This window comes from Brucella rhizosphaerae, from assembly GCF_002252475.1.
GTDB lineage: Bacteria > Pseudomonadota > Alphaproteobacteria > Rhizobiales > Rhizobiaceae > Brucella > Brucella rhizosphaerae.
Genome location: NZ_NNRK01000025.1, coordinates 294,932 through 318,506, shown reverse-complemented (window position 1 = coordinate 318,506; position 23,575 = coordinate 294,932). Strand labels below are relative to the sequence as shown.

Below are 23,575 nucleotides of genomic sequence, written 5' to 3'. Positions count from 1 at the left end.
GAGAGTTTCAAACCGTCAAAACGGTATTAGGAAATTGAAATCATGGATCGCAACCTCGCCAGATCATCGAGCCACCTCCTCCGAATTAATCGCCATGGCGCGCTGACGGACTTCACAGCGCGCCATGGCTTCGCCCGATGGGAGGACTTCAGGCGAATTAGAATTATTGGCGGGACGCAGGGCAATTTCAGGCCACTCCTGCGCCCCTGTTTCGCAAGCGCCCTCGGTCACCTGCGAATTAGAATTACATACCGGAGCGCCACTTTGGGCGGGGGGCGTAATAAGCGCTCCGGCATCATCGCCCGCAGAGGAACTGACGGGCAATTGGGCTGAGTTCGAATGGACCGCATCTGTTGCAAGCCCGTAAATGTCGGGCCTCAGCTCGTGTCGAGAAATGCCAGTCACAACCTCAACAGTCAGCACATGCTTAGCAGGCACTCTATCCCATTGAGAGACAGCGCCTCGTGTGATTTTGCATTGCCGGGCAATCTCAGCCAGCTTAGCAGACTCTTGAAGAGTGTCCGTGAGTTTGATCATCGCTCTTTTTATCAACGTCAAATTATTCGTGGTCAAAACGTATAGTTTAACTAAACTTACGTCAAGTGAGACTAGCGACGATTTTCCCGTATCGGAAAGTTATGCTATGCATATGGACCTAAAAGATAGAATTTTATCGGCACGTGAAGCCGCGAACCTCACCCAGCAGGATCTGGCTGACGCCACAGGAAAAACACGTGGCGCAGTAGCTCAATGGGAGTCTGGCAAAACTCGCCCCCGTCACAACGTTCTTGTTGCGATAGCTTTGGCGACAGGAAAAGATATTACTTGGCTTGAGAGCGGGATCGACAATCTACAGATTGCGCCGACTAAGCCCAAACCTAATGCGAGCTTCCCTCCCCGCTATCAGTCGTTCCCTCAAGATCAATACATACCGTTGCTTGGACAAACAGCAGGCGGTGCAAACGGCAGATTTATTTTAAATGGCGCCGAAATAGGTAGAGTATTCTGCCCGCCAATGCTGGAAGGCGTCGAGGGCGCATATGCTGTTCTTGTATATGGCACTTCTATGGAACCACGGTTCTACGCTGGCGAAACAGTGTGGGTAAATCCACATCTGCCAGTCCGAGCAGGAGACGACGTTATAGCTCAAATTCTTGAAGACGGGGACGAACATCCTATTGAAAGTTATATCAAAAAATTCGTCTCTAGGTCTGGTAAAGTGCTTCGCCTTCAACAGTTCAATCCAGATGAAGGCGAGAGCAAAGACTTAGAATTCGATACTGATAAGGTTTTCTCGGTACACAAAATCGTATTTCATGCGACCGTCTGAACTACCTCATCGCAGCGCCAAAAGGGTCGGATTGTAAGATTACGGGCGTGAGGCGGCGAACGTGGACACTCGCCGCACCTTAATTTCCTACACAACTCTCGGTAACTTTGTACTCCGAGATCAGCAGCCCTCTTAATGTTATCTACCCCTAAATTTCTCGAATGGCCGCAGTCATCGCATGCTATGTAGATCGAGGACAATTCTACAATCAGCCTCTTACCATCGTCCTCAGCCCCCATATTCACCCGCATTATGTACCCCTGATACGCACTAAACCTGAGACAGGATGACTGATAAATTAGAACGGAACAAGAACTTATTTCCTTAAAAGTTAATATGGTCGTGACGTAACAACATCTTGTATAAGAGTCCATTACATAGCCCAGAGGTTGATCGTAGGACGCCGCAGACGCAACCCATGGCCTAAAAGGTGATTCCAATATCCATCGCCTACAAATTTTGTTTTGTACAGTTTATCTAAACTAGTTCATTTTTTGCTATTGCGGTATGTTTAGTTTAACTATACGTTTTCAGTCAATAGAAATGGCATTGGGTCATTCTTTGATGGAGAACTGATATGATACGTCTTAAAAAAAATACGAATATTCAGCCCAATCCCACCTGCCGTGAAAATGTCATCGCGAAGATGGCAGACGCTATGCGTGAAATGGCATTTGCTGGCGAAAGCGTTTCACCTGACACTCTTGCCTACCACGGGTTCACTCGTGACGTCGTAGAGAAATTTGGCGAGAGCGCTGTCGCACTTGCCCGCCGCTTATCTGTTCGACAGGTGGCCAATCATGCTTGATGAGCCAAAATTCAAAACAGAGGTTGATTGCGGCGGCTCTCATCTGCCCGCAGCTTATACTTCTCACAATCGGCGACTGAATCAAAAAGTTGCCATAACCTCTCTTATTGCAAGTGTGAGTGTAGCCGCCATTTTGGGCGCGCAGATCGTGGGCTTGATATGACCACACTTCGCAAAATCGTATCAATTATCCTTACCCTGCCATCTCAGTCTGTAGCCGTGAAAGGCGGATAGTAACATGCAAACCCAACACTCACCCGCTCAACACAGAAATCTTGACCACATTCAAGTGCCCCGGCTCCTCGATGTTAATGATGTTAAGCGCCTCACAACTCTGGGAAAAACGACAATTTATCAGTATGTGAAAGATAGTAAGTTTCCGAAGCCATTACGGCTGGGAGCAAACAAGATCAGATGGCGCGAGGATGAAATTGTTGAATGGCTGCAATGTCTTCCACGCGCCTAATAACCTATCGTTTTGGCCCTAGTAAGAGTTCTTCTGCTGGGGCCATTTTTTCAAGCAGCATATCAGCCCAAATCTGTGCCAGCTCACGCCGCCGCCCCATATGCATCGCTCGATTGTACGCGGCCTCAACCTTATCTTTCGGGACATGCGCAAGCATCAGATCAATTATGGCTCGATCGTTGGGGTAGTTTTCGTTCATGACTGTTGAGAAAGTTGACCTCCAACCATGCGGCACATGCTTTCCAGATAAATGCGCTCGCTTCAGCAGATAACTCAGTGCGTTTTCCGACATTGGCTTAAAACGGTGACGAACGTTTGGGAAAACATAGGTCGCTCCCCACGATTCTTTCTTAGCCGCTTCAATCACCTCAATTGCCTGCTTAGACAGAGGCACAAGATGATCGCGCCGCGCATCTCCCTTATGCTCCAACTTTAACTTCATCCGACTTGCCGGAATATGCCAGACTGGATTTTCTTTATCCAGATCAGCAAATTCCGTCCAAGGCGTCGTAATGAGCGTTCCGGGCCTTACAGACGTCAAAGCGAGAAGGCGCATTGCCAGCTTAGTAACTGGATGAGCCGTTTCCGCTTCAGCCCTGATCAGAACATCACGAGCATCTTTGAGAGTAATGACAGCGGGTTGCTTGTTTTTTCGCAACGGTGCCAGTGCGCCTTTTACAATATGGGCCGGATCGTTCGATGCTTGGCTTGATGATATGCCGTAAACAAAGATTGCTGAAATACGCTGCCTCACGCGCTTAGCTGTTTCAACGGCTGTCTTTTCGATCTCACGGAGCAGCTTCAACACGTCAGGCGGACTAATGTCGTCTGGATGCTTTGTACCGATAGAGGGAAAGACCCGTGCTTCTAAACTCTCAATCACATCATCAGCGTGCCGCTTCACCCACATTGGCCTCTGAAGCTCAAACCACTCACGCGCAAGCGCTTCGAAGGTAAGACCTTTGGAAGTTGATAGCGGTCGATTCGTTACGGCTTTAGGATCTCCACCGCTCTTAACGACCTTACGCTTTTCATCACGTAGATCTCGCGCATCTGAAAGAGAGAGGTCGGGGTATGAACCAAGCGACAGCAGATGCTCTTTGCCGTCACGCTGATAACGAAAGCGCCAGAGCTTCGAACCTGAGTTCGATACCAACAAAAAGAGGCCCTTCGAGTCGCTCAGTTTGTAGGGTTTCTCAGCCGATTTGGCTTTCTTTATTTGCATTTCAGTTAGCATGTCTACCGCCCGCAATCTTAATGCGCGAACGGATAGGGATTACGGTATCCGGTTTTCGTTTTTACGATATCCGGTACGTATCCAACTTGTTGCCGACTTCTAGCAATCATGCCCGAACGTGCTTGAAAGGAAATGTACACGCAAACTCAGGCTTTACAACGGTTTTTGAACGACAGCGAACGAGTGCGTATCTGCCTGAAAGCATAAATGGCGGAGGGGGTGGGATTCGAACCCACGGTACGGTCTCCCGCACGCCGGTTTTCAAGACCGGTGCCTTAAACCGCTCGGCCACCCCTCCGCATCTGCACGAAGCAGACTTGAACGCCTCTTTATCGCTATCAATTAGCAGCGTCAATCTGCCACTTGCTATCATCCGCTATTAAATCGCTGAAAGTCTTGCTCTCATTGTTAATGAAGTCTAAACTTGAGAATAATAGTCATAAAGAAAAGGGAACTCATGAGCCTGGAATCGGTCAAGGCGTTTTTCGCGGACAAGGCACCAGAAATCGAAGTGATCGAATTGCCGACCAGTACCGCGACGGTTGCCCTAGCCGCTGAAGCACATGGTGTGGAGCCAGGGCAGATCGCGAAAACGCTTTCCTTCGCGACGAAAGACCAAACCATTCTGATCGTTACGCGCGGAGACGCACGCATTGATAATCGTAAATTTAAAGACCGCTTTGGAACCAAGCCACGTATGCTGGATGCCGAAAGCGTGTTGAGCGAAACAAGCCATCCAGTTGGCGGTGTTTGCCCTTTCGGATTACCGAGCGCCCTCCCCGTCTATTGTGATTTATCGCTTAAGAATTTTGAAGAAGTGGTGCCAGCCGCTGGCGCCACAAATAGCGCAGTACGAATAACACCGCAGAGAATTGCCGAACTTGTTTCGGCGGAATGGATCGATGTTTGTCAATAAGCGCAATCATCGTCCGAGATAGCTGATCGCAATGACGTGATGGTTGAAGCGCTTTTTTTGCTCTTTAAAGGTGATAAAAGACTTCATATATTTTAAGAATAGTTCTAAAGTGGATTCGAAGCAAATGCATTCGCTTGGCACACAACCCTGAAACCCCGGGCATCCGGATGGGATTGTGACCTAACCAAAAGCAGAGTTTTCTGATTGGAAAATCAATCTGGAACACTTGAGGATGTATTGAAAGGAATAGTCGATGCGTCTTACTCGTCAGACAAATTATGCCATTCGCATGCTTATGTATTGTGCCGCCAATGATGGCAAACTGAGCCGCGTTCCGGAAATTGCCCGCGCTTATGGCGTATCGGAGCTTTTTCTCTTTAAAATTTTGCAGCCGCTTGTTGAAAACAAGCTGGTGGAAACAGTGCGTGGCCGCAATGGCGGCGTACGTTTGGGACGCGAAGCGCAGAATATTTCTCTGTTCGATGTTGTCCGCGTCACCGAAGAAAACTTCGCCATGGCGGAATGCTTCGAGAACGATGCCACTGAATGCCCGCTCGTTGATAGCTGCGGCTTGAATTCTGCACTGCGCGAAGCTCTGAATGCGTTCTTTGGCGTTCTGATGAAGTACAGCATCGCAGATCTGATTAAGGCACGTCCGAATGTTCGTGCCCTGCTCGGCATCGATGAAGTTGAAACAGAACGTGTTGCCAGCTGATCTTTGGCTGCAATCTTAATACAAAAAGGCTGAGAACCGGATAGTTCTCAGCCTTTTCTTGTTGTAAGAGCGTTTTATTGTGCTGCTGCATAAGCAGATTGCGGCAGAACGAACGGAACACCTTGCGCTGGCGGAACGCCCACTCGCAACGAACATTCATAAACGCGTTCAAGCCGATCATCGGTGAGAGCGTGTTGCGGTGTGCCGATAGTATCGAGCCTGCCCTTGTGCATTACAGCAATGCTGTCCGCAAACATCGCTGTCAGATTGAGGTCGTGAAGAATTGCAATCACGCCTCCACCAGATGCCGCGAAATCGCGTGCGATTTCCATCACGGTGATCTGATGCTTGATATCGAGGCTGGAAATAGGTTCGTCCAAAAACAGGTAACGTGGCTTACCGTCGACAACAGGCTTCCAGACCTGACACAACACACGCGCCAACTGCACGCGCTGCTGCTCACCGCCGGAAAGCTCCTGATACAGCCTGCCGCTGAAGCCCGCCAGATCAACTTTCTGCAAAGCAAGATCAGGAAGAGCTTCCTGTTCCGGGCCGGTTACACCGCTAAAACCACCGGTCAGTCCGATATGCACGATCTCGCGTACGGTGAACGGAAATGACAAAGCGCTGGCTTGTGGCAATACCGCACGACGTGCCGCCATGCGCCAGGGCTTGATCCTGGCGAAATCCTCACCATCCAGATAGGCTGAACCGGTATAGGGGAGATCGCCCGAAAGTGCGCGCAACAAGGTGGTCTTGCCGGAACCATTGGGACCGACGATTGCCGTCACTTCGCCCGGACGAGCAACAAAATCGATGTTCTCGATGATTTGATTGCTGCCGATGGAAACGCCAAGTTTTTTGGTTTCAATCATTCTCGCACCTCACAGATCAAGAACGCCGCGCTGACGCAGCAATATCCAGAGGAAAAACGGAGCGCCGCATACAGCCGTGATGATGCCAATCGGCAACTCAGCAGGTGCTACGATCGTTCGGCTTACAGCGTCTGCCAGTAGTAGCATAATGGCGCCCAGAAGTGCTGCGGAAGGTAGCAGATAGCGATGATCCGGCCCGATGCTCAGACGCAACATATGCGGAACAACGATACCGATAAAACCAATGCCGCCGGATATGGCCACAGTTGCGCCGGTCGCTGCCGCCACCGTAACAATTGCTACATTCTTGATGCGCTGTACGGGGATGCCAAGGTGCCCGGCTGCGGCCTCGCCTAAAGCCAAAGCATTAAGACCACGCGCCAAAAATGGCGTTGCGACAAGGACAACCGCGATGATTGGACCAGCAGTGCCGATCTTGCCCCAGGTCGCGCCGGCTAGAGAACCCAGCCCCCAGAATGTCAGGTCGCGCAACTGGCGATCATCAGAGATATAAACAAGTGCGCCTGTTGCAGCACCTGTAAGTGCTCCAAGGGCGATACCGGCGAGCAGCATTGTTGCAACAGATGTGCGACCACGTCTGGTCGCTACCCGGTAAAGAAGAAGTGTGGTGACAAGTCCACCCACAAACGCGGCCAGTGGCAGGGCATATAGGCCCAGCAGAAGATAAAGCGGCGCGAGAGTCGTTCCGCCTAGCACGATCATCGACACGGCACCTAGACTGGCACCGGCAGACACGCCAACCAGACCCGGATCAGCAAGCGGATTGCGGAAAAGTCCCTGCATAACCGCACCCGAAACAGCAAGTGCGGCACCAACCAGTATCCCCATGACGATACGTGGCAAGCGTATTTCCATGATGATCAAATGATCTCGCCGAAACGCTTCAACGCTTTCCTGAGTACCAAAAACAAGTGCACGCATAACACTCACAACAGAAGCGTCCGAAGCGCCCGCTGTAAGGCTGAAAAGTGCTGTCAGGCAAAGGGCTATAGCAAGAACTACAATAGCCAGACGTGCCCGCACGGAGCGATCTCCGGCATGCTTGCTGGCGGCTTGATCACGCACGGCAAAGCCCCCTGGTTTTGCCACGCGATCCTGGCTGGTCATTTCGATATGTCCTCATTGCGGGATTCCGCGATATGCCTGCTCACCAAAAATTGGAGCCGCCCACCTGATTTAATCAGATAAAAGCGCGCTCTAAGCAGGGATGCGTTTTAGTTTGCGGCCTGCTTGCCGTAGAGCTTTTCAGATAGCTCACGGCTGGCAGCCCCCGTGCGTGGACCAAAGCCAAGCAGATAGAGCGAATCCATCTGGACGATGTTACCGCTGCGCCCCGCTGGAGAATTGGCCAGAACCGGGTTCTTCAGAAGATCCTCTTTCTGAACACTGTCCTTGCCAATATTCATGGTGAGGATCAGATCAGGTGCTGCCTTTTCAACGGCTTCGTCGGTGAGCTGCTTGTAACCCGGATAAGAGTCAATAGCGTTCACACCACCAGCCAGCGTGATGATGCCGTTGGCACCCGTGCCAGTGCCAGACGCCATGATACGCCCTTCCTGTGCAGACATGATAAACAGCACGCGCTTACGTGGATTCTGGTTTGCAGAGATTTTCTGAGCTGCTTCGAGATCGCGCGACACATCTGCTGCAAGCGCCTTGGCTTTGTCTTCCAGCCCGAGTGCCTTGCCGACCGCTTCGATCTTGGCAATCACTCCCTCGCCCGTATGCTCCTCAGGAATCATGACGATAGGAACAGAAGCTTTCTTAAGAACCTCCAGCGCTTCCGGCGGTCCACTTCCTTCCGATAATAAAATGCCAGTCGGATTGATCGAGAGAACGCCTTCTGGCGACAAACGTCGCATATAGCCCACGTCGACCAATTCCTTTGCCTGTTCCGGATAGGTGCTGGTCTGGTCACGAGCAACCAGCTTATCGCCCGCTCCAAGCGCGTAAACGATTTCCGTTACTGCACCACCAACGGAAACAAGTCGCGATGTATCGGCGATTTTTTCAACTGTATCGGCTTTCGCGCTTCCGCCAAAGGCAACTGAAGCAGCCACGACAGCCAAAGCCGCGCAGCGTCCGATGCTTGATGAAATGATTGACATGTTCTGTTTCCCTAAAGCATGTCTCGGAAAATTGGGAACCGGCGTCCCGCTGGAGACATGCGTAAAAACTATGGTTCCGAGTGCATTCCGGAAATGATGACATTTCGGAATGCACATCAGAACAAAAAGTTAGCCGATCGTTTCTTAAGCAGCGGTCGACTGTGGCAGGCGCGGAAGGTTTTCAGCAATCATGCGCCAGTCAGCGAGTTCGACCTCACCTTCATGACGTTCACCGAAGAACTGGATGATCAGCTCACCATTGGCGTCGTAAGCCTCAAGTGACGTGACATGGCCGTCCTTCGTTGGCTTGCGAACAACCCATGCGTCTGCAATGTGATCCGCACGCAGATGCAGGTGGAACGTCGGATCAAGCACGTTGAGCCATGGACCCATCATCTTGATTTCCGCAATTGGTCCCGTGTGAATCTGAATACAGCCACGGCTGCCGACAAAGCACATGATTGGAATCTGTTCCTGAACGGCGTGGTTCATCATGGCTTCAACTGCCGAAAGATCAACACGCCACGCAAAGTCCTGACCGGCAAGATGCACAGCCTGATGACGATCGACACCAAAGTCCTTCAATAGTCCAACAAACTGGTGCACATCGGTCAGGGAACCCCAGCGCTCACGGAATGCATCGCCGTCAACGGTCGAAACGTCAGCTTTCGCTGCCTTTGCAGCAACTGGCTTCGTTTCAATTGCAGCGGTCTGATCGTCGAGAAGCAATTCGGAAACAAGCTGCTCATAAACTTCCAGATCAGATGCCGGACGCAGGTGAATTTTATGAACAGCTTCGCCTGATGCATCAAAGAACTGAAGGCTGCGGCGAACATGTTCACCATCAAGCTTTGCCACAGCAAAGCCGTGCACCCAATGCTTTGGGAAAATGCGAAGATCGATCTGCTTACCGAGCGTCAAAGACGCGTGTGGGCCCCATATCGTTTTCTCGAAAGGCCCAATCTTTTCATGCACAGCGCTTTCATTGCGCGTCAGCGCCATGACTTCGCCGAGCGAAGGCGCGTGTTTGAGCAAGGTTTCCACATCAGCGCGGATGCGGCGAGCGGAGATTGAGCTGTCATCACCGGCACCGGTGTAAGCCGCTATAAAGTCGGCTTCTGATATCCCGAGGCTTTGAGCGAAATCACGCTCGCGCATTTTCGGGTTATCTGCCCGTGCCTTGAGTATCTGCTCTGGGGAGGGCTTGGTCTGGGTCGTCATCTGTTGTTTGCCTATTTGTTCAGGATGAGCTTGCCTTGACGGGTGATCTTCAAACGATAGAGAGAGCCGCCATGCTCTATCGCCACTTCGCGGGAACCGTTGAAGAGTTCACGGCTGCCATAAGTCTGGAGCTGCGGCTCTAGCGGAGATTCAGAAGTGCGCGCTTTGATTTGTCCGTCCGCTGCAAGGCGGGACTGGATTTCGGGCATGCGGCTGGAGACGCGTTCCCGCGGCAACCGCACCTGCATGTCGATGTGAATACGCCTGTTCATTTTTCTGCCTCTGCGCCAGTTATGGAGCCGTCTTGTTAACTGACCGAATGTCGACCAAATCATTAGTTGACATCTAAAGTCATGTTTAATAATCACTGCCTTACTGGATTAAACGAGTCAAGTTTAATTCTTGTTTTTTCCAGAGCAAGCCCGAAGGTTTCCCCTTCCAGCCAGCGTTGACACTCCCCTCGGGATGGGGAGGTTGTAACCTATTGAGAAATTTAACTTTCTCACCTCCGACGGGCGTGAGAATTTTGCTTTGTCCTTCAGGAGAAACTAGGCAATGCGGGCAATAAACGGGGAACAAAAGCGGTCATTCTTGGCGAGCACAAGTCTTGCCGTCGTAATTTTGGCGATGACTTCAAACGCATACGCGCAGGAGCAAACTGCAGCGACCGATAATAATGGCGTTGAACTTAAGCCGATCGTTATCAAGAATACGCGGACAACCAGGGGCTCAGTTTCTGATACCCCACTGGCCAATGTCACAACTGCAGATGATATCCGCAAAAAAGACATCGATTCTGTCACCGATTTGAGCAACACGCTGGAGCCAGGTCTTGCCGTAAATACGACAACTGGCAGCGTAAATATTCGTGGCCTTCAGGACGATCGCGTACTGACGACTATCGATGGCATTCCAATTCCTTATCTTGATGCGGCTGTCCGCACGGATGTAAATGGCGGCGGAAGCGATGCATATGACATTTCCGCTCTCTCCGCATTTGACGTCTTATATGGCGCTGATGCCAGCCGCCTTGGTTCAGGGGCTATGGGTGGCGCAGTTGCGCTTAAGACATTGGAACCTGAGGATCTGCTCGCCCCCGGCAAGGCCTTTGGCGGTCTCGTCAAGCTCACCTATGATGGCTCGGACAAATCTTTCATCAGTTCGGGTGCTGTTGCACAAAAAATTCAGAACACATCTGTTCTGTTTCAAGGCTCGTACAAGCGCGGCCATGAAATTCAGGGCACTGGAGACATCGGTGGATATGGCGCAGCACGCACCGAGGCCGATCCAAAAGATTATGATCGCAGCAATCTCATGTTCAAGCTGCGCCAGGAGCTCGAAGGTGGGCACACCATCGGCATAACGGCTGAACGCAATCGTTATGACTCTGATACCAATCTGAATTCTGATGCTGGAACGACCTACGACAATCGAAACTATAATCAAAGTCGCAAGAACGATCGTGATCGCGTATCGCTGGACTATCGTTATGAAAGCCAGAGTGACGGCCTGGTAAACAATGCCTGGGCAACTGTTTACTGGCAGCGGATGACGCGCTCTTATGAGACAGACACAGTGCGTCGCGGGTCGGTAGCTGGGCCTTACAGCCGTAGCTATAAGCTAGAGGATGAGCGGTATGGCACCAGCGGTTATGCAAATCTCGGCTTTGACACCGGTACATTGTCTCACTCGCTGACCATTGGCGGCGATTTCAGTATCGGTAAGAACACGCAATCCATGACCGGCGACGACGCTTGTATCCGTGGCACCGCTACGCCTTCTGATTTGCAGCGCGTCTGCCCATTCCTGCATATCAATCAGGCGGACACACCAGATGTCGATTCCTATCGTCTGGGCCTGTTTGCTGAAGACCGGATCGAAATCGGGGACACGCCTTTCGCAATCACGCCGGGCGTACGGTTTGACTGGTTCAAGTATGAACCAGATTCAATAAGCGGATATGCCAACAATTCAGACAGCCGTATTTCGCCAAAGCTTCGCTTCTCGTGGCAGGCCACACCAGGTCTTGAGCTCTTTGCGCAGATATCAACGACTTACAAAGCCCCGGAAGTTGATCAGCTTTATGTCACCTACCTGTCTGCCGGGTATGGCACGATCGGCAATCCTGACCTTAACCCTGAAAAGGGATACGGCATTGATGTTGGCGCAAACTTTGGCGATCAGAATTCGGGCGGCAAGATCACCGCATTCGTGAACCGCTACAGTGATTTCATCGATACCGTGACCACCCGTACAACCCAATTCCCGCTGGGTCTGACCGAGTATCGTAACCTCGACAAGGCACGGATTGCCGGTATCGAAGTAAAAGCGCACCATAACTTCGTAAACGGCTTCAACGTGCATGGTACGTTGGCTTATGCGAAGGCTATGAACCTGGATGACAATATTCCATTGGCATCATCACAGCCTTTCAAGGGTGTGTTCGGTGTAGGTTATAACACCGAAACCTGGGGCGTTGACACCAGCGTTGTTGCAGCAGCCTACGTCAATCAGACCATTTCAACCCAAACCGGGACACAAACACGTCGTTTGCCAGGCTATGGTCTCGTCAATTTGACGGGGTGGTGGGAGCCAAAACAACTGAACGGCACACGTCTCCAGGCTGGCGTCTACAACGTATTCGACAAGACCTATTACAACGCTATGAACGTCAACAGCTTAGCTAACGTGACTGAGCGTTACTCAGAAGCAGGCCGTTACTTCAAAGTATCGCTGACGCAGAAGTTCTAACACTTTTCGGGAGGCACAGGACTCCCGAACACCAATCGTCGTGTCTACGAAGTCCACCCATCTCTGACCGCGGTTGTGGCCTTCATATCCCGAGATACGACGCGGCGAGTGCGGGCCCTACCACCGCACTCGCCGGAAAACCAGCGGGACACAACACAGCTTCTGTGCAATGGTCCCAGTCAATATCTGTAGCCAGTCCATCTTTGCAAGAAAGGATCAGCAATGTTCATCGCAATGAATCGCTTCAAGGTTCTCATCGGTAATGAAGCCGATTTCGAGACCGTTTGGCGGAACCGCGATTCCCAACTCTCCGAACTTCCGGGCTTTGAAAGCTTCAATCTGTTGCGTGGCGCGACCAATGAAGAGGAAGGCTATACGCTCTATTCTTCTCACACGGTCTGGCGCACGCGTGACGATTTCGCCTTCTGGACGAAATCTGAACAGTTTCGCAATGCTCACCGCAACGCTGGCAACAACAAGCCACTTTATGCTGGACCGCCACAGTTCGAGGGATTCGAAGCCGTCGAGGGTGTTTGAGCCATCGCAGCCTGGTGTTTTCCACATCATGCGGCGAAATAGCGCATAAGTTTAAAGCAGGGCAAAAGCTGCCCTGTTTTAACCCATGTAAAAGCCTATTTAACGTTTAAAGATGGGTGCTTAACTCATATTTAGAATAATTCTAAGTTGTTGATTTTTAGAACGTTTCAAAAACATAAAATTTGACAGAACCGCCTCGCCCCAGCCATAACCTGACTTAAATTGGTGGGTTTTTAAAGACTTGCCTAAGACTACCTTTGATGTTCGGGCCTTTAACCCCTGCGATTGGAGGAACCTTTGTTCGGTTCAACACGGTATTATGCCAATATTGAAGTAAAAATGAGCGCGATTAGCGGCATTTTTAATGTTGTTGATAGCAACGAACAAAGTGCGTCACTCCGCATTGTGAATTTTATACGATCACAGCGCATTGCAGATGCTGGAGTTTACTTTTCATGCTAGTCTGCAGCTGCAATGTTATTACCGAAAGAGATATTGAGATCGTCGTTACGCAGCTTCTGGATGAAGATTGCTGGCGATTAATCGTTCCTGGCACCGTCTATAACGCCATGTCCAAGAGCGGCCGCTGCTGTGGCTGCTTCCCAAACGTCGTAGAAACAATCATAAGGGTGACTGAAGAATATCATCTTCGTCACAATCAAATGGACGAAAACGTGATCCTGTTCATGGATCGTGTGCGTTCTCTACGAGACAAATTCGGGAGTTCTTGGAATGAAAGGCGAACCAAAGGTCATCGAGCGGCTTAACGAGGCACTGTTTCTCGAACTTGGCGCTGTGAACCAGTACTGGTTGCACTATCGTCTGCTCAACGACTGGGGTTTCACGCGTCTTGCTAAGAAAGAGCGCGAAGAATCCATCGAAGAAATGCAGCATGCGGATAAGATCATTGACCGCATCATCTTCCTTGAAGGCCATCCAAATCTGCAGCAGGTTGCGCCACTGCGTATCGGACAGGACGTCAAGGAAGTCCTGGAATGCGATCTTAAGGGCGAATACGACGCTCGCGCGTCCTACAAGAAGTCGCGCGAAATCTGCGACGAACTTGGTGACTACGTTTCCAAGCAGCTTTTTGATCAGCTTCTGGCTGACGAAGAAGGTCACATCGACTTCCTCGAAACACAGCTCGAACTGCTTGGTAAAATCGGTGAAGAACGCTACGGTCTGCTCAACGCAGCACCTGCCGACGCAGCCGAATAAGTTCGGTTGAGCGAAACTTTAAGCCGGGGCTTTGCTCCGGCTTTTTATTTGTTTTGGCTTTCGTAATGATATGCGAACGCATAGGCTTGTTTTTCAGAACCCAAGCCTGTGGAAGTTTCTCATGACCGATGCTCCTATGTCTATTCGCAAAGCCGTTCACGCCGATCTTACGGCAATTGTCGCCATGCTTGCGGATGATGCGCTGGGGTCCACTCGCGAAGACAGCAGAAGCCCGCTGAACCAATGCTACGCTGACGCGTTCCAGGCCATATATAGTGATCCAAACCAGTTGCTTGCCGTTGTCGAACATGATGGGAAAGCAATCGGCTGTTTGCAGCTCAGCTTTATTCCGGGACTATCACGCAAAGGCATGTGGCGCGGGCAAATCGAAAGTGTCCGCATAGCCAGTGATGCACGCGGCGGCGGCATAGGCAGGCACATGATCGAATGGGCAATTGAGCAGTGTCGCGAACGCAGCTGCAGTCTGGTGCAGCTTACGACTGATAAATCTCGTCCCGATGCTATACGTTTCTACAAGTCGCTCGGCTTCGTTGACAGTCATGAAGGTATGAAATTGTCGCTTTAGAGCACAATCCGACCGGAGTGAAACGAGGAGCGATAAGATTATGCTTCAAGTAAAATATATCAGAGTGCCGAACTGATTCAATCAGATCGAAACGCGCACTGAATAGCAAAAAGGGCGCCTGAAGCGCCCTTTTCTCTTTTAGGTGTCACAGCTTATTGCGGCAGTTTATCGTCAACGCCTGCAACATAGAAGTTCAGGCCGAGCAATGTCGCATCATCAGCCTGTTCGCCTTCCTTGAGCCACTCGGAGCCGTCCTGCTTCTTGATCGGACCGGTGAACGGCTTAAGTTCACCCGACTTGATCCTGGCTTCGGTTTCCTCGGCCATTTTCTTAACATCATCCGGCATGTTGGTGTAAGGCGCCATCTTCACGAGGCCTTCCTTCATGCCCCACCAGATGTTCTGGGTCTTCCACGAACCGTCAAGAACAGCCTTGGCGCGGTCGATATAATATGGGCCCCAATCGTCAACGATAGCGGTAAGCTGGGTTTCAGGGCCGAACTTGATCATGTCCGAAGCCTGACCAAACGCCTTGATGCCACGCTCATGCGCAACCTGAATTGGTGCGGTCGAGTCTGTGTGCTGGGTGAGAATGTCTACACCCTGATCGACAAGTGCCTTGGCAGCATCAGCTTCCTTGCCCGGATCAAACCACGAGTTAACCCAGATGACCTTGACCTTGAAATCAGGATTAACCGACTGTGCGCCGAGCATGAATGCATTGATGCCCTGTACGACTTCTGGCACGGGAACCGAAGCGATGTAGCCTGCAACGCCCTTGGTGGACAGCTTGGCAGCAATCTGGCCCTGTACATAGCGACCTTCATAGAAGCGCGCATTGTAGGCTGACATGTTGTCTGCTGTCTTGTAACCGGTTGCGTGTTCAAACTTCACATCCGGGAACTTGGCAGCAACCTTGAGTGTCGGATCCATGTAACCGAAAGAGGTTGTGAAGATCAGCTTGTTGCCTGCGCGCGCCAGACGTTCGATCGAACGCTCAGCGTCCGCACCTTCCGGCACATTTTCGAGGAAGGTTGTTTCAACCTTGTCACCAAGAGCTTCGATCATCTCCTTACGAGCGACGTCGTGCTGGTAAGTCCAGCCGAAGTCTCCTGGAGGTCCGATATAGATAAAGCCGATCTTCAGCTTATCTTCTGCATGTGCCGCTCCACCAAGCATAAAGCTGGCCGCGGTGGCGATTGCCAACAGCGTCTTTTTCATGTTCCCTGCGCTCCTTTTTCACCCTCAAAATAAAACGGCAGACCGTGGGAGCCGGGCCGCCGTTCAAAACCTGTTACCTGTCCGGCACGAAAGACTTGCCGAGCGACGCTGGCGTGTTCATCATCGTCAAACGCCTGTTGCGCGAGATGATGACCAGAACCACAATGGTCGCTATATAGGGCAAAGCCGACAGAAACTGCGATGGCAGCCCGAAACCAAGCGCTTGTGCATGCAGCTGACCAATTGTTACCGCACCAAACAAGTAAGCGCCGATCAGCACGCGCCACGGACGCCATGAGGCGAACACAACGAGCGCAAGCGCTATCCAGCCACGCCCTGCCGACATGTTCTCGACCCATTGCGGTACATAGACGAGCGAAAGCTGGGCACCAGCAAGCCCGGCGCAGGCACCACCAAACAATACGGCAAGATAACGGGTTCGCACCACATGCACGCCGAGCGCATGTGCCGAGCTATGGCTGTCTCCAATAGCACGCAATTGCAGGCCCGCTCGGGTGCGGAACAAAAACCACGTCACGCCAATGACCAGCAGAATGGAGATGTAGAAGATCGGATCCTGACCGAACAGGAACCGTCCTGCATAAGGAATATCGCTGAGATATGGAATGTCGATAGCTTCGAGCCGTACACCCGGCATTCCAACAAAGCTCTCACCAAGCATAGCCGAAGCGCCAATGCCAAGAATGGTCAGCGCCAGACCGGTCGCAACCTGATTGGTCACAAGCGTCAGCGTCAGGAATGCAAAGATGCCTGAAAAGAGACTGCCAACAAAGATAGCAGCAATCATACCAAGCCAAGCTGATCCGGTGAACTGGGCAGCAGCAAAGCCCGAAACCGCCCCCATCAGCATCATGCCTTCGACGCCGAGATTCAACACACCAGAACGCTCAACAACAAGCTCACCAATGGCTGCAATCAGCAAAGGTGTTGCAGCGGTTGCGATGGTAAGAAGGATTGCCTGTGTTAAATCCATTACTCAGGCCTTTCCTGCTGTGCGTCCCGCCACAAAGCGGATGCGATAATGGATGAGCGTGTCGCAGGCGAGTACGAAGAAAAGGATCATGCCCTGGAAAACACGGGCCGACTTTTCCGATATTCCGATGGCAACCTGAGCAGCTTCTCCGCCGAGATATGACAGCGCAAGTACAAAACCTGCTGCTATGGCGCCAAGCGGATTAAGCCTGCCAAGGAATGCAACGATGATCGCAGTGAAACCATAGCCGGGTGAAATGACCGGGCGAAGCTGACCGATAGCACCAGATGTTTCCGCAATACCAGCAAGACCGGCAAGAGCTCCCGACACAGCGAAAACGAAGAAGACCAGTTTTCCAGAGCTGAAGCCAGCAAAACGCCCGGCTCTTGGGCTCTGTCCGATGACCTTGACCTCGAAGCCTTTCAGCGTTTTGGCGAGAAGAAACCAGACCGCGACAGCTGCGACGATTGCAAAAACGAAGCCCCAATGAGCGCGACCTGATGCGCTCCAGATTTCCGGCAACACGGCACTCGGATTGAACTGACGTGTTTCGGGGAAATTATAACCTTCGGGATTACGCCAGGGTCCGCGCACCAACCAATCGAGAAACAATTGCGCGACATAAACCAGCATGAGGCTGGTCAGGATTTCATTGGTGTTGAAACGAACTTTCAGCAATGCCGGAATGGACGCATAGGCGGCACCGCCTGCCATGCCCATCAGCATCATCAGCGGCAACACGATCCAAAGCTGCAATTGTGGAAACATGACCGGCAAAATGGAGCCGGTTATCGCACCCATGATGAACTGACCTTCGGCTCCGATATTCCAGTTATTAGATAAGAAGCAGACGCAAAGACCAACAGCAATCAGGATAAGCGGCGTCGCCTTGACCAGCAGCTCATGCCACGACCACACATCGAGTAACGGCTCTACAAAGAAAACATAGAGCGCCTGAAATGGGTCCTTGCCCATCAGTGCAAAGGCAAGGCCGCCAAACACCATCGTGAGCGCCAGCGCCAGCAAAGGCGAAACTGCACTGAAGGTTTTCGAAGGCTGTGGCCGTTTAACGAGTTCTATCCGCATTATGCTGCCCCTGCCTGATCCGCACCGGAGATACCGCCCATGAGAAGGCCGATCTTTTCCAGCGTCACTTCGGCGATGGGCATGGGCTCAGAAAGCGCACCATGGTTCATGACAGCAATACGGTCGCTGATTTCAAGCAGTTCATCGAGGTCCTGACTGATGACGAGAACGGCAGAGCCGGAACGCGCCAGATCAAGCAGCGCCTGACGGATATGCGCCGCAGCACCAGCATCCACGCCCCATGTCGGCTGGTTCACAACCATGACAGAGGGAGCGCGATCAAGTTCCCGGCCAATAATGAATTTCTGAAGATTACCGCCAGACAGTGCAGAGGCTGGCGGGTTTTCAGCACTTTTGCGAACGTCCATCGTCTCGATAATGCGCTTCGCTGCGGCACGCAGAGCGCTTTCGGCGATCAGCTTCAGTTTACCGCCGCGCAAAAACGCCTTCGCATCAGTCTTATAGCGCGACAGGAAGAGATTATCCGTCAACGGCAAGGATGGCACCGCACCGTGACCAAGTCGTTCTTCGGGGACAAAAGCTGCGCCCAGCAAACGTCTTTCGCTGATACCAAGCTTGCCTGCGTCCTTGCCGCGAATGCTGACGGCAGACGCTGACGATTGAAGAAACTCCCCGGACACAGCTTCAAAAAACTCGCCCTGCCCGTTGCCCGCCACACCGGCGATACCGACGACTTCACCAGCCTTTACCGACAGAGAGATATTGTCGAGAGCGGTCGAAAACGGGCCGCGCGGTGCCTGAGACAGGTTCTTGATTTCAAACAGTGCTGTAGACGTGGTTTCAGCGACTTCAATCGGGCTGCGCGCTACGACTTTGATGTCATTACCAACCATCATTCGTGCCAGCGATGCCGCTGTTTGCTCTCGCGGGTCGCAATGCGCGACCACCTTGCCATGACGAAGAACAGTCGCGCGGTCACACAGCCGCTTAACCTCTTCAAGGCGATGACTGATATAAAGGATCGATTTGCCTTCTGATTTCAGGCGCTCCAGCGTCTCAAACAGCCGGTCAGCTTCCTGTGGTGTCAGCACCGAGGTCGGCTCATCGAGAATGATCAGATCCGGCTCTTGCAGGAGACAGCGCACAATCTCGATACGCTGGCGTTCGCCCACCGACAGATCACCAACATGCGCCTGCGGATCAATCGGCAAGCCATAGGCTTTTCCGATCTCGCGCGCACGCTTGGCCACATCGGAAAGCGACAGTGAACCATCGAGAGACAGCGCAATATTTTCGGCAGCAGTCAAAGAGTCAAACAGAGAAAAATGCTGGAAAACCATACCAATGCCCAGCTTTCTTGCTATGGCAGGCTGGGTGATCGTAACGCGTTCACCTTTCCAGACAATTTCACCGTCCAGCGGCTGCAGCGCACCAAACAGCATTTTAACAAGAGTGGATTTGCCAGCACCGTTTTCGCCCAGAAGCGCGTGGATTTCCCCTTCTGCAATGACGAGGTCTACCGCGTCGCAGGCTCTGAGTTGACCAAATACTTTCGTGAGCCGGCGGACATCTAAAAGAGGCCGGTCGGATAATGACGCTGACATTGTTCCCCGATTTTATTTTTTTAAGACCTTATCCAGCAACATCGCAATTGAAAAGCCAAAAAGAAAACGGCGGGGCACATATGCACACCGCCGATATTCTTGAAGCATGATCCCGCACAATTATGGAAGCAGGATGCTCGCGCCCGTCGTCTTGCGCGCTTCCAGATCTTCATGCGCCTTACGCACATCTTTGAGTGCATAAGACTGTTTCACTTCGATCTTAACCGCGCCACTTGCCACAACGTCGAAGAGATCGTTTGCGGTTCTCTCCAGGTCGGGTCGCTTCGTCACGTAATTGAACAAAGTAGGGCGGGTCGCGAACAGTGAGCCCTTCTGCGCAAGAACATTCAGGTCAAACGGTGGAATTGTACCCGAAGACTGGCCAAAACAGGCGAACATGCCTCGGGGCTTCAGCACATCAAGTGAACCCATGTAGGTATCACGACCAACCGAGTCATAGACAACATCCACGCCCTCGCCGCCGGTCAGTTCTTTGACACGTTCGACAAAATTTTCAGTGCGATAGTTGATGACATGGTCATAGCCATGTGCCTTGGCAAGCGCGATCTTGTCTTCAGAGCCCGCTGTTCCGATAACCGTCGCGCCAAGGTGCTTGGCCCATTGGCCTGCAATGAGGCCAACGCCACCCGCAGCCGCATGAAACAGTATCGTGTGGCCGGGCTTTACGACAAAGGTCTGACGCAGCAGATACTGCGCCGTCATGCCTTTGAGCATCATCGCAGCCGCAGATTTCAGCTCAATAGTTTCAGGAACATTCAGCAGACGATCCGCCGACAGGATGCGCTCATCGGCATAAGAACCCAGTGTCGCAGCATAGGCAACGCGATCACCGACCTTGACGTTATCGACGCCAGCCCCCACGGCAACAACAATGCCCGCGCCCTCGTTGCCCGGGATGAACGGCATCTGCGCGGCCTTGTAAAGTCCCGTGCGGAAATAGACATCGATGAAATTCAGACCAATAGCCTCGTGACGCACTTTCGCTTCACCTGGGCCCGGCTCACCAATTTCAATCTGTTCATATTGCAGAACGTCGGGACCACCTGTCTGATGGACACGAATTGCATTGATCATGGTGTTTCTCCAGTCGCTGTTTTCTTGGCACTCGCAGCCTCGGCAGCAATCACTGAGGCAGTTCGACCGAGATTGGGGAAGAACTGCATGATTGCGCCGATGAAGTAGATATAAAGCCCCGTCACCGTGATGCCGACGCGTACCCAGAGCGGTGCATCCAGCATATAATAAAGGCCAGCCGCGCCAAAAGCGCACCAAAGCAGGAAGACAGTGAGGTTCAACGGACGCAGACGCACCACGCGCACAGGATGCAGGAAGCTGATCGGCAGGAAGGAAAGGATCGCTGAAGCAACGACGATGGCAAAAGCCTCCCACTCGCCGGGTCTGACGATGAAGAGCGTGAACACCACCATATTCCAGACAACAGGGAACCCCTTGAAAAAGTTCTCTTTCGTCTTCATGCCCGTGTCAGCGTAATAAATGGCGCTCGAAACGACAATGATCGCACCAGATATGAAGGACAGGTTCGTCCCCATAAACCCGCTTTGGTAAAGCGCGAAGGCCGGTATCAAAACGTAAGTCACATAGTCGATGATGTTGTCGAGCAACTCGCCGGACCAGTTGGGCAGCACGTATTTGACTTCGAGCTTGCGCGCGATGGGGCCATCGATGCCATCGACAAAGAGAGCCAGGCCCAGCCACCACCACATTGCGGTGTAGCGACCATCGCTTGCCGCAACAATCGACAGAAACGCCAGAAACGAGCCTGATGCTGTGAGAAGATGCACAGAAAATGCCTTGGCCTGCGGCGCGGTCACTTTCTTGGCTTTGAGTTTTCCGGTCAGTCTGGTTTTCACGCCGTTCGCCATTTCTCTTGAAGGCCGCCCTCAATCTTCCAGCATTCTTCCTGCCAGGTGTGGGTCAGCCAATATGACTTTGAGGCCTTAAGCCACAAAGTCGTGATCTTGCGTAAAGCTTTCCCCGAATAAGGCGAAAAGAGCAAGTAAGTCATGAGACAAAACCGCCCTCATTCCACCAAAGATTAGGTTTTAATTAACGGGACATTGGCCTTTTCAGCCTATTTACGCTTAAGTGCGTGTGAACCAGAACGGATAAGAATCGCTTTCGGCCGGCTTTTTGGCCAAGGATAGAATACGATGAATGACGTTGTTGTCGATAAGCCCCTCACCGAGATCGTCATCAGCGGCGGTGGACCAGCCGGGATGATGGCAGCGCTTGCATTGAGTGCGAAAGGCTATCGGACGGTATTGCTTGGTCCCGAAACAGACAAGGGCGACCGTCGCACGACTGCACTTATGATGCCCGCAATTCGTTTTCTTGAAGAAATCGGCGTTTGGGGCGATATCGCTCCCGAGGCAGCTCCTCTCGCTTCCATGCGTATTGTCGATGCAACTCAGCGCCTCGTACGTAGCCCAGCGGTTACATTCCGTGCCGGCGAGATCGACGAAGTGGCTTTCGGCTACAACATTCCAAATGCAACGCTCAACCAGAAGCTCGCGGAAGCAGTTGAAAAAAATCGCGCGATTGAGCGTGTAACGCTTCCAGCCATCGAATATCGAAACAATAACGACCATGTGACGATCACACTTGCAGGTGGCGATACGCTACACACCCGTCTTGTTGTCGCTGCCGATGGCCGAAACTCGGCTGCACGCGAAGCCGCAGGCATTCGCACCCGGCGCTGGAGCTATCCGCAAACAGCCGTCGTTCTATCGTTCAGCCATACCGTCGATCATGAAAATATCTCGACAGAGTTTCATACCGAGGAAGGCCCATTCACACAGGTGCCACTCAAGGGCAAGCGGTCGAGCCTCGTCTGGGTGGTCAATCCCGGACGCGCAGAAACGCTGCTAACGCTGGATGATGAAACACTCGGTCAGCGTGTCGAAGAAATGATGCAGTCCATGCTCGGCAAAGTCACGCTGGACATTCGTCCACAGGCCTGGCCGCTGTCTGGTCTTGTTCCACATGCTTTTGCCGCCAAGCGCACCGTGCTGATCGGCGAAGCGGCTCACGTTTTTCCACCCATTGGTGCACAGGGCCTTAATCTAGGGACGCGCGATGTGGAAACCCTTGTGAAGGCAATCGGGACCGATCCTTCAGACCCAGGCTCGGACCGCGTCACACGTGCTTATGATCGCGGCCGCCGTCCTGACATTCTGGCGCGCACCGGATCAGTTGATGCGTTGAACCGATCACTGTTGTCATCGATGCTGCCGGCACAGATCGCGCGCGGCGTGGGACTTGAAATGCTGCGTTCCTTTGCCCCGCTCAGAGCGTTTTTCATGCGCGAAGGCTTGCGCCCCGGCAGTGGCTTTTCCCAGTTCATGCCTAAGCTTCCAAGCTTGTCCGATCGCGGAAAAGCCTCGCCAAAGCAATAAAACGTCTCAAATATCGATCCTGAAACCTCCCGCAGCTTTATTTCAGAGCGCGGTGAACTACATATGTCTTATGAGTATGGCACAGATAAAACACGCTAAGTTTCAGATTGGACAGGTCGTCAAGCATCGCCTGTTTCCCTTCCGCGGGATCATTTTCGACGTCGATCCGGAATTCGCCAATACGGAAGAATGGTATGAATCCATTCCCGAGGAAGGTCGCCCACGTCGCGACCAGCCATTCTACCATTTGCTGGCAGAGAACTCAGAGTCGGAATACGTGGCTTATGTTTCCGAACAGAACCTTATGCCTGATCTCAGCGAGGAACCACTTCGTCATCCGCAGATCAACGACATGTTTGACCGGCTGGAAAATGGAGCATATCGCGTAAAACTGCATGCAAACTGAGCTTTACTGGCTGTTTTTCATAAAATGGTACAACAAAAAGGGCGCTTTAAAGCGCCCTTTTGAGTTCATCACATTAGG

At 52.1% G+C, this 23,575-nt stretch carries 26 protein-coding genes and 1 tRNA gene; 13 read left to right on the top strand and 14 right to left on the bottom strand.

Translation table 11 applies throughout. The features are described from left to right. Nucleotides 1-63 precede the first annotated feature (63 nt). Entirely contained in the window at nt 64-537 is a 474-nt protein-coding gene (locus CEV32_RS09190) for a transcriptional regulator (protein WP_094576429.1), read from the bottom strand. Between CEV32_RS09190 and CEV32_RS09185 the strand changes: the two genes are divergently transcribed. From CEV32_RS09185 to CEV32_RS24095, 4 genes are all read left to right on the top strand, one after another. Further along, entirely contained in the window at nt 524-1,330 is an 807-nt protein-coding gene (locus CEV32_RS09185) for a S24 family peptidase (protein WP_143128811.1), read from the top strand. The genes CEV32_RS09190 and CEV32_RS09185 overlap by 14 nt on opposite strands. 577 nt (nt 1,331-1,907) lie before the next feature. Beyond that, nucleotides 1,908-2,138 (top strand): hypothetical protein, encoded by a 231-nt coding sequence (locus CEV32_RS09175; protein WP_094576425.1) that lies wholly within the window; start codon nt 1,908-1,910, stop codon nt 2,136-2,138. Further along, nucleotides 2,131-2,301, top strand: a complete 171-nt coding sequence (locus CEV32_RS23665; protein ID WP_167382776.1) for a hypothetical protein — start codon at nt 2,131-2,133, stop codon at nt 2,299-2,301. Before CEV32_RS09175 ends, CEV32_RS23665 begins: the two co-directional genes overlap by 8 nt. Nucleotides 2,302-2,376: 75 nt before the next feature. Then, a complete protein-coding gene (locus CEV32_RS24095) occupies nt 2,377-2,604 on the top strand; it encodes a helix-turn-helix transcriptional regulator (protein ID WP_094576423.1) in 228 nt (75 codons plus the stop codon). A gap of 4 nt (nt 2,605-2,608) precedes the next feature. Here CEV32_RS24095 and CEV32_RS09165 read toward each other — a convergent pair whose 3' ends face one another. Both CEV32_RS09165 and CEV32_RS09160 read right to left on the bottom strand, forming a co-directional pair. Further along, nucleotides 2,609-3,841 carry a tyrosine-type recombinase/integrase gene (locus tag CEV32_RS09165; protein ID WP_094576421.1) on the bottom strand — a complete coding sequence of 411 codons (1,233 nt, stop codon included), beginning with the start codon at nt 3,839-3,841 and terminating at the stop codon, nt 2,609-2,611. Between the two features lie 208 nt (nt 3,842-4,049). Further along, nucleotides 4,050-4,139 (bottom strand) — tRNA-Ser (locus CEV32_RS09160). Between the two features lie 159 nt (nt 4,140-4,298). On the opposite strand from CEV32_RS09160, the gene CEV32_RS09155 reads away from it, so the two are divergent. Further along, complete coding sequence (locus tag CEV32_RS09155; RefSeq protein ID WP_094576419.1) at nt 4,299-4,757, top strand: YbaK/EbsC family protein; 459 nt, start codon at nt 4,299-4,301, stop codon at nt 4,755-4,757. Nucleotides 4,758-5,010: 253 nt separating this feature from the next. After that, nucleotides 5,011-5,472 (top strand): iron-responsive transcriptional regulator RirA, encoded by a 462-nt coding sequence (rirA, locus tag CEV32_RS09150; protein WP_094576417.1) that lies wholly within the window; start codon nt 5,011-5,013, stop codon nt 5,470-5,472. Between the two features lie 74 nt (nt 5,473-5,546). On the opposite strand, the gene CEV32_RS09145 is transcribed toward rirA, so the two are convergent. From CEV32_RS09145 to hemP, 5 genes are all read right to left on the bottom strand, one after another. Next, nucleotides 5,547-6,347 (bottom strand): heme ABC transporter ATP-binding protein, encoded by an 801-nt coding sequence (locus tag CEV32_RS09145; protein ID WP_094576415.1) that lies wholly within the window; start codon nt 6,345-6,347, stop codon nt 5,547-5,549. Nucleotides 6,348-6,356: 9 nt separating this feature from the next. Beyond that, nucleotides 6,357-7,475: a FecCD family ABC transporter permease gene (locus CEV32_RS09140; protein WP_094576413.1), complete on the bottom strand. Its 1,119-nt coding sequence runs from the start codon at nt 7,473-7,475 to the stop codon at nt 6,357-6,359. A 107-nt stretch (nt 7,476-7,582) separates the two neighbouring features. After that, on the bottom strand, nt 7,583-8,476 hold the full coding sequence (locus tag CEV32_RS09135; RefSeq protein ID WP_094576411.1) for a heme/hemin ABC transporter substrate-binding protein: 894 nt from the start codon (nt 8,474-8,476) through the stop codon (nt 7,583-7,585). 144 nt (nt 8,477-8,620) lie between these two features. Beyond that, entirely contained in the window at nt 8,621-9,697 is a 1,077-nt protein-coding gene (locus tag CEV32_RS09130; protein WP_094576409.1) for a hemin-degrading factor, read from the bottom strand. 11 nt (nt 9,698-9,708) lie between these two features. Next, the gene (gene hemP, locus CEV32_RS09125; protein WP_024900274.1) at nt 9,709-9,969 is read right to left on the bottom strand and encodes a hemin uptake protein HemP; all 261 of its coding nucleotides are present in this window, start codon (nt 9,967-9,969) and stop codon (nt 9,709-9,711) included. A 319-nt stretch (nt 9,970-10,288) separates the two neighbouring features. Between hemP and CEV32_RS09120 the strand changes: the two genes are divergently transcribed. The 5 genes from CEV32_RS09120 (at nt 10,289) to CEV32_RS09100 (ending at nt 14,789) form a co-directional block, all read left to right on the top strand. After that, nucleotides 10,289-12,448, top strand: a complete 2,160-nt coding sequence (locus CEV32_RS09120) for a TonB-dependent hemoglobin/transferrin/lactoferrin family receptor (protein WP_167382775.1) — start codon at nt 10,289-10,291, stop codon at nt 12,446-12,448. A gap of 222 nt (nt 12,449-12,670) precedes the next feature. Further along, nucleotides 12,671-12,985, top strand: a complete 315-nt coding sequence (locus tag CEV32_RS09115; protein WP_094576405.1) for an antibiotic biosynthesis monooxygenase family protein — start codon at nt 12,671-12,673, stop codon at nt 12,983-12,985. Between the two features lie 455 nt (nt 12,986-13,440). Then, a complete protein-coding gene (locus tag CEV32_RS09110; RefSeq protein ID WP_094576403.1) occupies nt 13,441-13,752 on the top strand; it encodes a (2Fe-2S)-binding protein in 312 nt (103 codons plus the stop codon). Beyond that, nucleotides 13,718-14,203, top strand: a complete 486-nt coding sequence (bfr, locus tag CEV32_RS09105) for a bacterioferritin (protein WP_094576401.1) — start codon at nt 13,718-13,720, stop codon at nt 14,201-14,203. Before CEV32_RS09110 ends, bfr begins: the two co-directional genes overlap by 35 nt. A 121-nt stretch (nt 14,204-14,324) precedes the next feature. Next, nucleotides 14,325-14,789, top strand: a complete 465-nt coding sequence (locus tag CEV32_RS09100; RefSeq protein WP_094576399.1) for a GNAT family N-acetyltransferase — start codon at nt 14,325-14,327, stop codon at nt 14,787-14,789. Nucleotides 14,790-14,941: 152 nt separating this feature from the next. Here CEV32_RS09100 and CEV32_RS09095 read toward each other — a convergent pair whose 3' ends face one another. The 6 genes from CEV32_RS09095 to pcsA form a co-directional block, all read right to left on the bottom strand. Further along, entirely contained in the window at nt 14,942-16,009 is a 1,068-nt protein-coding gene (locus tag CEV32_RS09095) for a BMP family ABC transporter substrate-binding protein (protein ID WP_094576397.1), read from the bottom strand. 73 nt (nt 16,010-16,082) lie between these two features. Then, complete coding sequence (locus CEV32_RS09090; protein ID WP_094576394.1) at nt 16,083-17,003, bottom strand: ABC transporter permease; 921 nt, start codon at nt 17,001-17,003, stop codon at nt 16,083-16,085. Nucleotides 17,004-17,006: 3 nt separating this feature from the next. Next, entirely contained in the window at nt 17,007-18,089 is a 1,083-nt protein-coding gene (locus tag CEV32_RS09085) for an ABC transporter permease (protein ID WP_094576392.1), read from the bottom strand. Beyond that, complete coding sequence (locus CEV32_RS09080) at nt 18,089-19,654, bottom strand: ABC transporter ATP-binding protein (protein ID WP_094576390.1); 1,566 nt, start codon at nt 19,652-19,654, stop codon at nt 18,089-18,091. Before CEV32_RS09080 ends, CEV32_RS09085 begins: the two co-directional genes overlap by 1 nt. Nucleotides 19,655-19,774: 120 nt before the next feature. Next, nucleotides 19,775-20,749, bottom strand: a complete 975-nt coding sequence (locus CEV32_RS09075) for a quinone oxidoreductase family protein (protein WP_094576388.1) — start codon at nt 20,747-20,749, stop codon at nt 19,775-19,777. Further along, on the bottom strand, nt 20,746-21,558 hold the full coding sequence (gene pcsA, locus CEV32_RS09070; protein WP_094576386.1) for a phosphatidylcholine synthase: 813 nt from the start codon (nt 21,556-21,558) through the stop codon (nt 20,746-20,748). The genes CEV32_RS09075 and pcsA overlap by 4 nt, the downstream gene beginning before the upstream one ends. A gap of 288 nt (nt 21,559-21,846) precedes the next feature. Here pcsA and CEV32_RS09065 point away from each other — a divergent pair, with 288 nt between their 5' ends. Both CEV32_RS09065 and hspQ read left to right on the top strand, forming a co-directional pair. Beyond that, the gene (locus tag CEV32_RS09065; protein ID WP_094576384.1) at nt 21,847-23,091 is read left to right on the top strand and encodes a UbiH/UbiF family hydroxylase; all 1,245 of its coding nucleotides are present in this window, start codon (nt 21,847-21,849) and stop codon (nt 23,089-23,091) included. 70 nt (nt 23,092-23,161) lie between these two features. After that, on the top strand, nt 23,162-23,497 hold the full coding sequence (hspQ, locus tag CEV32_RS09060; protein ID WP_094576382.1) for a heat shock protein HspQ: 336 nt from the start codon (nt 23,162-23,164) through the stop codon (nt 23,495-23,497). Nucleotides 23,498-23,575: the final 78 nt, after the last annotated feature.